Source organism: Luteimonas sp. 9C (assembly GCF_902506295.1).
GTDB lineage: Bacteria > Pseudomonadota > Gammaproteobacteria > Xanthomonadales > Xanthomonadaceae > Luteimonas.
In genome coordinates this window covers 2,111,998-2,125,138 of record NZ_LR733312.1, presented here as the reverse complement: position 1 = coordinate 2,125,138, position 13,141 = coordinate 2,111,998, and the positions used below count along the sequence as shown (strand labels likewise).

Below are 13,141 nucleotides of genomic sequence, written 5' to 3'. Positions count from 1 at the left end.
GGAAGGTGTGCAGCGCATGACCGCACGGCGCGCCTGGCTCGGGCGGCACGCAGGCGACGTGGGCGCCGTCGGCGGCAATGCACCACCGCGCCAGCGCAGGCGCGGTGGTGATGTGGGCGAGCGTCAGCAGCTCCGATGCGACCTCGGGCGGTTCGATGCGCTGCCAGTCGGGACCGGCGAGCGCGTCGCAGCGCGTGACGTCCGCACTCGCGCGTGATGCGGGGGCGACGCGCAGCCCGCGAGCAGGCAGGCCGCAGTCAACAAGGCGGTCGATCGCATCGGTGTCATCCCTGATCCGGTGTGGACCCCGATCATATGGACGCGTGCATGGCGATGCACTCCGCCACGCAGTGGGCCTCAGCGACGCCCCTGCCCGAACAGCAGTTTCTTTTCCTCGTCACTCATCGCCTTGCCCGCGTCGGGATTGACCTCTTTCGCTTTCGCGTACGCGCGACCCGTGGCGGGGCGTGCCTGGATGGCCGCGTGCCAGCGCTGGACTTCGGGATAGGGCGTCATGTCGATCGGCGCCTTGTCGTAGACGCCGATCCACGGATACGTGGCCATGTCGGCGATCGAATACGCGTCGCCGGCGATGAAGTCGCGACCCTTCAGATGCGTGTCGAGCACCTGCAGCAGACGGTTGGCTTCATTGGTGTAGCGGTCGATCGCGTAGGGAATTTTCTCCGGCGCGTAGACGTTGAAGTGGCCGTACTGGCCGGTCATGGGCCCCAGGCCGGCCATCTGCCAGAACAGCCACTCCAATGTCTCGATGCGCACGCGCGGATCGGTCGACAGGAACTGTCCGGACTTCTCCGCCAGATACATCAGGATCGCGCCGGACTCGAACACGGTCTGCGGATCGCCGCCGTCGGCCGGGGCGTGGTCGACGATCGCCGGCATCTTGTTGTTCGGCGAGAGCGCGAGGTACTCGGGCTTGAACTGGTCGCCCTTGCCGATGTTGACGGGGTGGAGCGTGTACTCGAGGCCGGCTTCTTCGAGAAACAGCGTGATCTTGTGGCCGTTCGGGGTGGGCCAGTAGTGCAGGTCGATCATGGGGGAGATGCTCCGCGGGACAGGTGCATCGAGTCTAGGCGCGCGCCTGTAGCGCGGCGTGGACGCGGCGCGCACGCTGCGTTGCGGTGGTGGGCGCGGGGTGCGGATAGCACGACGCCGCCTGGAGAGGCAGCGTCGATGGGTGTCTCGCAGGCGACTGTCCGCACCCGACCCCTCCCCAGCGGAGAGGGGCTCGGAGCGAAGCGTGCTGCGCTTACTGAGTCTTGCAGTCGAGCGTATGCGCGGCTTCCGTGCCGATGCGGACGTCGGCCAGACCCAGGGTCAGGCCGGCCGGCGCGCGGATCGCGAACGGCGTGCTGACGCGGGTGGCGTCGAGGCCTGCAACGGTGAGGCACTTCAGCGGCACGCCGGCCGTGATCCATTCGCCGCGCGGTAACGTGGCCAGCCACGGACCGATCGGCAGTTCGGCCTTGCAGCCGTCGCCGCAGTCCGCGTACAGCACGGTGTCGCCGGACGCCGGCACTGCGTCGATGCGCAGCGTCGCCAGCAGCAGAGAATCGCCGTTGGTTTCGCGGCTTAGGTCGGACGGCGAGTGCGACAGCAGTTCGGCGGTCGCATTGCCGGTCCAGGTCAGCAGGCGTGCGCCCTCCTGGGTCTGGTAATCGACCGCGGCGAGGCTCAGCGTGCCGTCCGGCGTGACCACGCGCGGGTGCAGCACGTCGGCGCCACGCCCGTCGGCGCCGGTGACCACCAGGCGGATGCCGGGGCCGGGCACGCCCTTCGCGAAATAGCCCGCGTCCTTGCCGTCTTCGGCGCTGACACCGGCGTCTTCCGGCAGCGCGGCGAGGTTGCCGTCGTCGGCGTAGGTCAGGCCGTGTCCGAACGCGAACAGCGGGTCGTAGCCCTCCATGCCGACGTTGTTGACGTACTGGTCGCCACGCTTCGGCCACGAGAAGCTGAGCTTGCCCTTGAAGTCGTGCTGCGGCTGGCCATCCGCGCCGCGCAGCAGCACATCGGCGATGCCTGCACCCTCCGAGCCCGGCAGCCATGCGGCGACGAAGGCGTTGGAGGCGTTGATCTCGCGGTTGACCCACAGCGGGCGACCGCTGAGGAAGACCGAGACCACCGGAATGCCCGCCGCACGCAGGCGCTTGACCAGTTCGAGATCGGCATCGTCGCCGGGCTTGTACAACAGGTTCGGCAGATCGCCGAGGAATTCCGCATACGGGTCTTCACCGAACACGACGATCGCGACGTCCGGCTTCTGCCGGTACGCACCGTCTACCGCCAGCTGCGCGGTGCCGCCGGCGGCGGTGACCTGGGTGCGGATGCCGTCCCAGATGCTGTCGGCGTTCGGATAGTCGGCGCGCTTGGTGCCGGTGCCCTGCCAGTTGAGTGTCCAGCCGCCGGACTGCTTGCCCAGATCGTCGGCGCCGTCGCCGGCCACCAGCACGCGCTGCTTGGCGGCGAGCGGCAGGATGCCGTCCTGGTTCTTCAGCAGCACCAGCGATTCGCGCACCGCGCGACGGGCGACCTCACGGTGTTCCGGCGCGCCGAGCAGTTCGAACTTGCCGCCGAGTGCACGTTCCGACGGCTTCGGCGCGTCGAACAGGCCCATGCGGAACTTGACCCGCAGGATGCGGCGCACCGCATCGTCGAGGCGTGCCATCGGCAGTTCGCCCGACTGCACGTGCTTGACGGTGCTCTCGTAGAGGCCGCGCCAGCTGTCGGGTGCCATCGCCATGTCGAGGCCGGCGTTGAACGTCGCCGCGCAATCGGTGGTGGTGCAGCCCGGCAGCTGGCCGTGGCCGTTCCAATCGCCGACGACGAAGCCACCGAAATTCATGCGGTCCTTGAGCACGTCGATCAGCAGGGCCTTGTGCCCGTGCATGCGCTGGCCGTGCACGCTGTTGAACGAGGCCATGACCGCCTGCGCGCCGGCGGCGATCGCCGGCGGATAGCCCGCGCCGTGGATGTCGCGCAGCTGCGCTTCGGTGACCGCGGTTTCGCCCTGGTCCTTGCCGCCGGCGGTGCCGCCGTCGCCGAGGTAGTGCTTCACCGACACCATGACGTGGTGATCGTCGAGGAAGTCCGGCGAGCCGGCCTTGCCCTGCATGCCTTCGACCACCGCCGGCGCGAACGCGGCGACGACGTCGGGCGATTCGGAGTAGCCCTCGTAGGTGCGGCCCCAGCGGTCGTCCTGCGGTACGGCGACGGTCGGCGCGAACGCCCATTCCATGCCGGTGGTGCGCGTTTCGATCGCGGTGACGCGGCCGATCTCGCGCATCAGTTCGGCGTTGCGCGTCGCGCCCAGGCCGATGTTGTGCGGGAACAGGGTCGCGCCGACGATGTTGCTCTGGCCGTGCACGGCGTCGATGCCGAAGATCACCGGGATCGCCTTGCCGCCGCCGGCGGTATCCATCGAGGCTTCCCAGAACGCGTCGGCGAGCTTCAGCCACTCGGCCGGCGCCGCGTCGTAGCGACCGCCCGGGTCGGAGTTGCCGCCGGCGAGGATCGAGCCCAGACGGTATTTGCGCACGTCCTCGGGCGTGACGTCGGCGATGTCGCCCTGCACGATCTGGCCGACCTTCTCCTCGACGGTCATCGTCGCCATCAGGTCGGTGATGCGCTGTTCCAGCGCCGCGTCCTCGGCCAGTGGCCACGCGGTGTCGGGCCAGTTGGCCGGATCGATCGCGCCGGCGTCGGCGGCGCTGGTGTCCGCAGGCGCGGCAGCGGCGGACGCGGCGGGTGCGTCGTCGCGGGCGCAGGCGCCGAGCGCGAGCGCGAGCGCGGCGAGCATCGCGGGCAGCAATGCGCGACGCAGGATCGGGTGTGCGGGGCGATGCGACTGGATCATCGAAGGGCTCCGGAGCAGGAGGTGGCGACGTGCGTCGCAGGGTGGGTGGGCCGCCAGGCTGCCGGGCAGCGATGACAGCGTTGTCAGCGAGTGGCCAGCATACCGGTGCGCATCCGCCGACGCTTGCTGCAGGGCGTCATCGACCCTGCTCACATCCCGCATGATGCACTGTGCGCTCTGGCAGAATGCGCCACCGGGACGACGGATGATGGCCGGATTGAACACCATGCGTGTGCGGATCGAGGATGTCGCGGAAGCGGCGGGCGTGTCGATGAAGACCGTGTCGCGCGTGCTCAACAACGAGCCGAACGTGTCGGAGCGCACCCGCGTGGCCGTGGAGGCGGCGGTCGAGAAGCTGCAGTACCGGCCGCTCGCGTCGGCCCGCCTGCTCGCCGGCCGCCGGTCGTATCTGGTCGCGATGCTCTACGACAACCCGTCGAGCAACTACCTCATGGAGGTCGAGCTCGGCGTGCTCGATGCGTGCCAGTCGCAGCACTACAACCTGATGCTCGCGCCGGTCGACTACACGGCCAAGGACATCGTGGCCAAGGTCGAGTCGATGATCATGCAGTCGCAGCTCGACGGCGTGGTGCTGACGCCGCCGATCACCGACGACGCGAAACTGCTCGCACGCCTCGACGAGATGGGCGTGCCCTACGCCAGCGTGTCGGCGCAGGAGCGCAACCGGCGCATCGGCACGGTGGTCGACGAGCGCAGCGCGGCGCGCGATGTCGTGCTGCACCTGGCCGGTCTGGGCCATCGCCGCATCGCGCACATCAAGGGCCACCCGGCGCATGGCGCCAGCGGCTGGCGCTTGGCCGGCTATCGCGACGGTCTCAAGCAGGCCGGCCTCGAGTACGACGCCTCGCTGGTGGCCGCCGGCAAGTTCTTCTACGAATCCGGCTTCGACGCGACCAATACCCTGCTCGACCTGCCGGATCCGCCGACCGCCGTGTTCGCCGCCAACGACGACATGGCCGCGGGCGCGATCTGCGCGATCTGCGAGCGGGGTCTGTCGGTGCCGAAGGACGTGTCGGTCTGCGGCTTCGACGACATGCCCATCGCGCGCCACATCTACCCCTCGCTGACCACCGTGCGCCAGCCCAGCCGGGAGATGGGGCGGCTGGCCGGCCTGGAACTGCTCAAGGCGATCCGCGACCGCAGCGCCGGCGAGACCCTGGAACTGCCCTATGCCCTGCAGGTCCGGCGCTCGACGGGGCCGGCGCCGCGCTGATCCGGGCGCTGGATCCCCGCGTCGGCATGCCGCGCGCATGCCGGCCGCCTCAGGCGCCTGCGGCAGGCGCGTAGCTGCGCACGTACTCCATGTGCGGCGGCAACTGGCGCAGCGTGCGGTCCACGTCCTGGCGGATGCCGTCGAGGAATCCCTTGAGTTCGGCGTCGCCCATCAGGTCCGCGGAGCGGTGGTACTCCCGGGGATAGATGCCCTGGCCCATCATCACCTGGATCCAGGAGTTCTCCGCGAACAGTTCGGTGGGAACGTGGAACACCCGCCCGGTTTCGCGGAACAGCTCGATGCGGTGGCGCAGCGAATCGGGGATCGGCATCGCGCTGCAGTCGCGCCAGTAGGGCGTGTCCTGGCGGTCGGTGACGTTGAAGTGCAGGATCACGAAGTCGCGCGCGTGCTGCAGCTCGTCGGCCATGCGCATGTTGTACTGGTCGATGTCGGGCCGGGACAGCGTGCGCGGGAAGGTCTGCATCAGGTGGATGATGCCGCGCTGGATCAGGTGGATCGTCGTGGATTCCAGCGGTTCGATGAAGCTGGCAGACAGGCCCAGCGCTACGCAGTTCTTCTCCCAGTAGCGCAGGCGCTGGCCGGGACGGAAGCGCACCGCGAACGGTTCGCGCAGCGGCGCGCCGTCGATGCTCGACAGCAGCGTGTCGCGGGCCTGGTCGTCGTCCATGTAGCGGCTCGAATAGACGATGCCGTTGCCGACGCGATGCTGCAGCGGAATACGCCACTGCCAGCCGGCCGGGCCGGCGATCGAACGGGTGTAGGGCACCGCGTCGCGGACCGTGGCCGTGGGTACCGCGAACGCGCGGTCGTTGAACAGCCAGTGCGACCAGTCCTCGAATCCGACGCCGAGCGTCTTCTCGATCAGCAGCGCGCGGAAACCGGTGCAGTCGATGAAGAAATCGCCTTCGACGCGCGTGCCGTTCTCGAGCTGCAGCGCGGTGATGCAGCCCGATGCGGGGTCGGTGGCGACGTCCGCGATCTTGCCCTCAATGCGGCGCGCGCCGTTGGCCTCGCTGAAACGCCGCAGGTAGCGCGCATACAACGTCGCATCGAGGTGGTAGGCGTAGTTGAGCTTGCGCTTGGGCAGGTGGGCGAAGCGCCCGTCAAGCGCCGCCTTCAGTTCCAGGCAGTAGTCGTCGTAGGCGCTGGCCAGGCCGCGCTCGCGGCCGCGCATCCAGAAGTGCTGGAAGCCGGCCGTCCAGTGGTCGGTGCCGGTGAGGCCGAAGGAATGGAAATAGTCCTGGCCGACGTCGCGCCAGCTCTCGAAGTTGATGCCGAGCTTGATCGTGGCCTGGGTCTGCGCCATGAATTCCTGCTCGCCGATGCCGAGCAGGCGATGGAACGTCATCAGGGTCGGGATCGTCGCCTCGCCCACGCCGATCGTGCCGATCTCGTCCGACTCCACCAGGGTGACATCGATCACCTTGCCCAGGGTGCGCGACAGGGCGGCCGCGGCCATCCAGCCGGCGGTGCCGCCGCCGGCGATGACGACACGGCGGATGGGCGATGGGGCCGGTTCGGCGGCTGCATGCATGGACGATCTCCTAGCGTTCGAAGCGCTTGCGCAGGCGGGCCCGGATCGCGCGTGCGCGCGTCTCGTCGAGCGGTGCCAGCGCACCGCGCGCCGGGGCCGGCACATGGCCGGCGACGATGTCTTCGTCGTAGTCGAAGACGTAATGACGGAACACGTCGCGCCAGATCGCGCGCTCGGCGTCGGGCAGGTCGCGGATGCTCGCGATCGCGTGCATCAAGGTATCCATAGGCGTGGTGGCCCAGGCGGGCGCCTGGCGCCACCAGTAGTTCACCAGCACGTTGAAGGTGGTCTGCGCTTCCATGTGGTGCCACCACATGCTGGGGATGAACAGCGCATCGCCCGGCTCGAGATCGGCGTACTGCGCCTGTGCCTGCGCCTGCGCGAAGCGCGGAAACCGCGCATGGTCGACGTCGGCGAAATCGACCAGGCTCACCGCCTGCCCGGCCGGGGTGACCTCGAGCGGACCGATGTAAAGATTCTCGAGCTGCTGCGGCGGAAACAGCGTCGCGCGCCGCGTGCCCGCGACCACGCAGGCGAGGTTGTCGGGCAGGTCCTGGTGCGCGGCGATGCGCGTGCGGTTGCCGATCCAGATGCTGGCGAGCGCGTCGCGCCCGCCGAGCGGCAGGTCGTTTTCGGTGCGGAAGCCCGGCAGCCAGGTGTCGAGGGTGGTCGAGCCGATGTAGATCGCCGGCGGCGCGGGATCGGGTGCGTACTTGAGCAGCGTCTTCAGCGCGACACCGAGCGGCACGTGTTCGCGGCGGAAGTTGAAGCCTTGCAGGGTGTCGTCGTAGAAGAAGCGGCCGTCGATCTCCGGCGGGCCGACCGTCGCGATGACCGGCGGGCCATCCACGCGTTCGAAACGCTGCAGATACTGCGCGGCCGCGTCGGACGACGTCCGCGCCGCCTGCACGACAGGCCACTCGGACAGCAGCCCGCGCAGCACCAGCGGCGTCTCCGAGCGCAGCACGGCGTCCGGAATCGCGCGGGGATCGATCCCCGTGCGCTCCGGGATGCGCTTATCGACCTGCAGCGCCGGCACGGTTCACCCGCTCGATCAGGTCGCGGAAGCGGACTACGGACGCCAGCATCATGTAGACCGCTTCCAGGTGACCGGCCCGGCCCAGCGCCGAGAAGGCGTCGCCGTCGAGCTGGCGCAGGCGGTCCTCGTTGACCGTGTAGTAGCCCGACAGGCGATTGTCGGAGCCGTCGTCAAGGCGGATGTCGAGCACGAAAGGCTCGAGCAGATCGTGCTGCAGCAACGCGGCCACGAACGGCGCCGTGGCCTGCACGCCCTGGTGGATGGTGTTGAGCACGGAGCTCGCGTGTTCGAGGAACGCGCTCGTGCCGCCGTGCGGCAGGAACAGGGCTTCGCCCCGCGTGCTGCCGACGCGCGGGTGGTCGAGATCGATGTGCATCAGCATCTCATCGGCGGCGCGTCCGATCAGGAACGGCTGGCGTTCGATCGTGAGCGGAATGTAGGTCGCATCCCAGCGGTCGCCGTCGAGAAACAGGTTCTGCCGGTCGGTGAAGCCGAACAGCGCCAGCGGCTGGAAGTCCCCTTCGGCCGATTTGCCGAACACGATCGGATAGTGCGCCTGCACGTTGCGGAATTCCGCCGGAAACGTGAGCGCCCACATCACGTCGTCGCCGAGCGTGGCGCCATGGCCGGTGTCGACGCGGAGGTCCCGGTGGTCGACGTTGTTGAGTTGCACGGTCCTGGACATCGGGCTCGCCTAGACGGGGGACAGGCCCCGGGTATGGATGTGGTGGATCAGTTCGCGGTGGCTGGGCAGCGCCGGAATCATCCTGCGCGCGAGATCCGAGGCTTCGCGGAACGCCGCCTCGGCACGATCCGCGGGCGCTGCGCGCCGCGAGGTGGCGCGCGTCCCGGGCTGGAATCCCATGCCGTAGAGAATGTACTGCCAGCTGGCGGAGGGAAACACCTCGTCCACGCGCGGCAGGTCATAGCGCGACGGCGACTGGTGCCGCCACAGTGCCAGGAGTTCGGCCAGGCGCGCGGGCATCGACGCGGCGTCGCGATGGTCGCGCCAGTAGGCACTGTCGTCGCGCTGCGACAGCACGTAGTGCAGCTTGAGGAACTCGATCACGCGTTCCCAGCGATAGGCGAACGTGTCGTTGAAGCGCGCGGCCACGACGTCCATCGTCTCGCGCGTGGCCGGCAGCTGGTCGCTGAGCATCGTCGCCGCCAGTTCCACCAGCACCAGCGAGGACGCCTCCAGTGGTTCGACGAACCCGCTCGACAGGCCGATCGCCACGCAGTTGCGGTGCCAGCTGCGCCGCCGGTAGCCGGGTTCGAACGACAGCGACTGTCGGGCGATGATCTCGCAGTCCGCGCCGCCGGTCTCGCGGATGTAGCGGTGCAGGGCGGCTTCGACCGCGTCGGCATCGGTATGCGCGCTGGAATAGACATGGCCTACGCCGCGCCGCGCCGACAGGCCGATATCCCAGATCCAGCCGTTGGCCTGCGCGGTCGACACGGTCTGGCAGGCGATCGGCGTGTCGGCATGCGGATAGCGCACCTGCAGCGCCAGTGCGCGATCGTTGAACAGCATGTCGCGGCAGTCCGTCCTGTCGATGCCGTAATGCTGGCCGATCAGCAACGCCCGCATGCCGGTGCAGTCGACGAACAGGTCGGCGTCGATCGCCCCGTGCGCGCGGGTGCGCAATGCGGCGATGTCGCCGGTGTCGTCGACGTCGATGCCGTCGACATGGTCCGACACCAGCCGGACGCCGAGCCGCTCCGTGCAGTGCGCCCGCAGGAAGATGCCCAGCTTGGCCGCATCGAGGTGGTAGGCGTAATTCGCGACCGCGGCGTACTCGGGCGTGCCGAACTGCTTGGGCGCGCGCCCGGCATCGCACAGTTGCGGCTGGAAGCTCACCAGCCGGTCGAACGGCACGTCGCCGCGGCGCATCCAGCCCGCGACGAGATCCGCATCGTGGTAGCCCTGTGGCAGCACGAACGGGTGGTGGTAGTGGTCGTCGGCCGTGTCCCGGGTCCAGCGCACGAACTTCGAACCCTGCTTGAAGGTCGCATCGCAGGCGCGCACGAAGTCGGTTTCCGACACGCCGATGCGGCGCAGCGTGTCGCGCATCGTCGGCCAGGTGCCTTCGCCCACGCCGATGGTCGGCACGTCCGGCGATTCGATCAGGGTCACGCGCAGGCCGCCGGGCGATGCGCCGTCGTGATCGGCGGCCAGCAGCGCCGCGGTCAGCCAGCCGGCGGAACCGCCGCCGAGGACGACGACATGACGGAGCGGACGACTCAACGCGACGGACTCGCAGCAGCGGCCCGCCTGTCAGCGCGGGCCCTGCGGAAACGCGGCGCCGCGGCATGGAGCCGCGGCGCCCGGGGGGTGGTGGAAATCAGAACGTGTACCTGACGCCGAACATGTAGCGCGGGCCGGTCTGGGTGCCGTACAGCAGCTGGCGTGCGTTGCGTCCGTGGGTGCGCTGGGTCTCGTCGGTCACGTTGATCGCCTCGGCCTGCACGGTGAGGTTGTCGGTCACCTTGTAGCCCACGCTGACGTCGAGCTGGCCGTACTCCTCGACGTACACCGGATTGGGCCGTTCGCTGTCGAAACCGCTGGACAGAAACTTGTCGCGCCAGTTGTAGGCCGCACGCGCCTGCCACGCACCCTTGTCGTAGAACGCCACCAGGTTGGCCGAATCGCTCAGGCCCACCAGCGCGAACTGGCCGCCAAGGTTGGCGTTGTCGTAGTTCAGGTCTGGACTGTCGACATAGGTGTAGTTCGCCGCCAGGCCGAAACCGCTGTCGCCGAACACGTGCTGGAGGTTGAGCTCCAGGCCGTCGAGCTTCGACGAGCCGGTGTTGGCGGGCGTGGTGATGCGGAAGTTCGCGATCGGATCGCCCGGCTGGCCGGTGATCGTGCCCGTCGCATTGCCGCCCGCGTCGTTCGGACCGCGCACCACGCCGGGCTGGCCGTCGAAGTTGGTGAAGATGTAGTTGCGGATGCAGGTCAGGTCGGTCGTCGGGCAGGCATTGGCCACGGCGGCGTTCCAGTACGCGCCCCCGATCGGCGTCGTCAGGTCGAACGGCGTCGCCTGGATGATCGTCGTGCCGATGTAGTTGTCGATGTTCTTCTGGAAATAGCCGAACGACAGGTAGCTGGCTTCGGCGTAGTACCACTCCAGCGACAGATCGAAGTTGTCGGCCTTGAGCGGCTCGAGCCCCGGATTGCCCTGCTGGCCGGTGCCGCCGTCGATGCGCACCGGTTCGTTGAGCGTCTGCCCGCCCTGGATGTCGCCCCAGCCGGGACGGCCGATCGTGCGACTGTAGCTGCTGCGCAGCACCAGGCTGTCGGTCAGCTCGGCGCTGAGGTCGATGCTGGGCAGCCAGTGCGCGTAGTCGCCGTAGAGCGTGGTGAAGTCGGAGCCTTCGCGCTGGATGCCGATCTCGTTGTTGGATTCCCACAGCAGCGCCGTGGCGACGGGCACGAGCGCTGACGAGGTGACGTCGGTCTTCTCGTAACGCACGCCGGCCGCCGCGTTCAACTGGATGCCGATGTCCCAGCTCGAGCTGATCTGGACGTAGGCGCTCTTCGACTTCTCGGTGACGCGCCGGTCGGTGTTGTAGGTCGCGGGCGCGAGATACAGCGACTCGTCACCGGCGAACTGCGCGGCGAGATCGCGCACGGTCTTGAAGTCGAACATGTAGAAGCCGTCGGTGAACGCCGGGTTGCCGCTGCCGGCGAACGCGTCGAAGTAGTCGGCCATGTTGCCCGGGATCCAGATGTTGTCCGGATAGTCCTCGGCGCTGCCTTCCGCGCCGCCCCAGGTGTTGTCGCGCTGCACGTTGCCGTAGGCGGTGCGGTTGTTGGCTTCCGTCGCCGCCACACCGAAATCCAGGCGCGAGTAGTCGCCGAACTTGAAGTGGCCGCGGGCCTGGACCTGCTCGATCTCCGACTTCATGTAGCTGCGGTGGAACACCGAGCCGGTGACCAGCATGTCGGAGGCGCGCGGACCGGTGTAGCCCGGCGGGTACTGCACGGTCAGGATCGGGAAATCGCCGCTGAAGTCGGCGGTGGTGTTGCCGCGGATGAACGCGGCCGTGCCCAGCGTGCCGCCCGAGCCGTAGGGGCTGTCGGGGCTGGTTTCGGCCGTCGACTTGTGCACGTCGAGCTCGAAACCGAGGTTGTCGGTCGCTTCCCACTCGACGTTGAAGCCGAGCGACTTGTTCTCGTTGCGGTTGGCGATGTCCGCGCCGCCCATCGCGAGATCCGCGCCGCGGCACACGCCGGCATCGCTGCAGGCGAAGGGCAGGAACTCGGTGTAGAGCAGCGGCGCCGCCACCGGGCCGTCGGTCCACGACGACGACGACGGGCCGTAGTTGAACCACACCGACATGTCGTTGCGCTGCTGCTGGATCTTGTTTTCGGAGTACGTGTAGTCGAGCGTCGTGGTGATGGCGTCGGTCGGCGCCCACTGCAGCACCACCTGGCCGTTGGTGCGCTGACGCTGCACGCCGGTGACGGCGTAGTTGAGGTTCTGCGGCACCGAATACACGTCGTCCGGGCCGGGCCGGTTGACGATGTTTTCCGAACCCGGCGCGCCGGGCTGCGGGATCGCGCCCCAGTTCTCCTCGTCGCCGCGGAAACCGCGCCAGCCACCCGGCACCGAAACCTGGTTGTAGCCCAGGTCGCGTTCCTGGTAGCTGCCCGTCACCGCGATGCCGAAACGGCCGTCGGCGCTGGTCGTGCTGAAGATGCCCGAGACTTCCGGCGTGACCGAGCTGCCCTTGAACTGGTCGGGCAGATTGTCGAGCGAGGTGTCGTAGACGCCCTTGAGGCCGACGTTCGCCCGGAAGCCCGGATTGTCGAGCGGACGCGCGGTCTTGATGTTGATCGTCGCGCCGATGCCGCCGGTCGGGGTTTCCGCGCGGCCGCTCTTGTAGACCTCGACCGCGGAGATCGCCTCGGAGGCGATGTTGGCGAAGTCGTAGGCGCGCGAGTTGGAGACGGTGCTGCCGTCGCCGTTGCTCGATGCGGGCATCTGGCGGCCGTTGAGCAGCACCAGGTTGAAGTCGGGGCCGACGCCGCGCACGGTCACCCGCGAGCCTTCGCCGATCGCGCTGCGGTCGATCGAGACACCGGAGATGCGCTGCAGCGACTCGGCCAGGTTGGTGTCGGGGAACTTGCCGATGTCCTCGGCGATGATGCCGTCGACGATGCCGCGGGCGTCGCGCTTGAGGTTCATCGACGACTCGAGGCTGCCGCGGATACCGGTCACGGTGACCGCATCGAGCGTGGTCGCATCGGGGCTGTCGGTCGCCGGTTCGGCCACCTGCGCGGCCAGCGGCGGCGCGAGCGCGAACAACAGCGCGGACGTGAGAAGCCGCTTCTTCGGCGCGGCGTGCAATCGCTTCATGGATCTCCCCTCCCAAGGATTCGCATGGAATCTCGTTGTGACCATGCATCCAGGCGGATGCCGGCGGTTTCGTCAG

General features: G+C 68.6%; 8 protein-coding genes. 1 reads left to right on the top strand and 7 read right to left on the bottom strand.

The genetic code is table 11. The annotated features are described in order from the left end of the window. Positions 1-357: 357 nt before the first annotated feature. Both CURTO8I2_RS09710 and CURTO8I2_RS09705 read right to left on the bottom strand, forming a co-directional pair. The gene (locus CURTO8I2_RS09710; RefSeq protein ID WP_159680740.1) at positions 358-1,053 is read right to left on the bottom strand and encodes a glutathione binding-like protein; all 696 of its coding nucleotides are present in this window, start codon (positions 1,051-1,053) and stop codon (positions 358-360) included. Between the two features lie 214 nt (positions 1,054-1,267). Further along, positions 1,268-3,871 carry a glycoside hydrolase family 3 protein gene (locus CURTO8I2_RS09705; RefSeq protein ID WP_159680738.1) on the bottom strand — a complete coding sequence of 868 codons (2,604 nt, stop codon included), beginning with the start codon at positions 3,869-3,871 and terminating at the stop codon, positions 1,268-1,270. A 226-nt stretch (positions 3,872-4,097) separates the two neighbouring features. On the opposite strand from CURTO8I2_RS09705, the gene CURTO8I2_RS09700 reads away from it, so the two are divergent. Continuing rightward, the gene (locus CURTO8I2_RS09700) at positions 4,098-5,105 is read left to right on the top strand and encodes a LacI family DNA-binding transcriptional regulator (protein WP_159680736.1); all 1,008 of its coding nucleotides are present in this window, start codon (positions 4,098-4,100) and stop codon (positions 5,103-5,105) included. Between the two features lie 49 nt (positions 5,106-5,154). On the opposite strand, the gene CURTO8I2_RS09695 is transcribed toward CURTO8I2_RS09700, so the two are convergent. The 5 genes from CURTO8I2_RS09695 to CURTO8I2_RS09675 form a co-directional block, all read right to left on the bottom strand. Continuing rightward, complete coding sequence (locus CURTO8I2_RS09695) at positions 5,155-6,660, bottom strand: tryptophan halogenase family protein (protein ID WP_159680734.1); 1,506 nt, start codon at positions 6,658-6,660, stop codon at positions 5,155-5,157. Positions 6,661-6,670: 10 nt separating this feature from the next. After that, entirely contained in the window at positions 6,671-7,690 is a 1,020-nt protein-coding gene (locus CURTO8I2_RS09690) for a cupin-like domain-containing protein (RefSeq protein ID WP_159681638.1), read from the bottom strand. Next, positions 7,677-8,384 carry a SapC family protein gene (locus tag CURTO8I2_RS09685; protein ID WP_159680732.1) on the bottom strand — a complete coding sequence of 236 codons (708 nt, stop codon included), beginning with the start codon at positions 8,382-8,384 and terminating at the stop codon, positions 7,677-7,679. The genes CURTO8I2_RS09690 and CURTO8I2_RS09685 overlap by 14 nt, the downstream gene beginning before the upstream one ends. Positions 8,385-8,393: 9 nt before the next feature. Next, positions 8,394-9,947: a tryptophan halogenase family protein gene (locus CURTO8I2_RS09680; RefSeq protein ID WP_159680730.1), complete on the bottom strand. Its 1,554-nt coding sequence runs from the start codon at positions 9,945-9,947 to the stop codon at positions 8,394-8,396. A gap of 97 nt (positions 9,948-10,044) precedes the next feature. Next, entirely contained in the window at positions 10,045-13,065 is a 3,021-nt protein-coding gene (locus CURTO8I2_RS09675; RefSeq protein ID WP_159680728.1) for a TonB-dependent receptor, read from the bottom strand. Positions 13,066-13,141: the final 76 nt, after the last annotated feature.

What these genes read in the sequence shown, in the direction of transcription:
- CURTO8I2_RS09700 (WP_159680736.1), top strand. Translation starts at nt 4,098, where the DNA reads ATGCGTGTGCGGATCGAGGATGTCGCGGAAGCGGCGGGCGTGTCGATG.
- CURTO8I2_RS09695 (WP_159680734.1), bottom strand. Translation starts at nt 6,660, where the DNA reads ATGCATGCAGCCGCCGAACCGGCCCCATCGCCCATCCGCCGTGTCGTC.
- CURTO8I2_RS09710 (WP_159680740.1), bottom strand. Translation starts at nt 1,053, where the DNA reads ATGATCGACCTGCACTACTGGCCCACCCCGAACGGCCACAAGATCACG.
- CURTO8I2_RS09705 (WP_159680738.1), bottom strand. Translation starts at nt 3,871, where the DNA reads ATGATCCAGTCGCATCGCCCCGCACACCCGATCCTGCGTCGCGCATTG.
- CURTO8I2_RS09675 (WP_159680728.1), bottom strand. Translation starts at nt 13,065, where the DNA reads ATGAAGCGATTGCACGCCGCGCCGAAGAAGCGGCTTCTCACGTCCGCG.
- CURTO8I2_RS09685 (WP_159680732.1), bottom strand. Translation starts at nt 8,384, where the DNA reads ATGTCCAGGACCGTGCAACTCAACAACGTCGACCACCGGGACCTCCGC.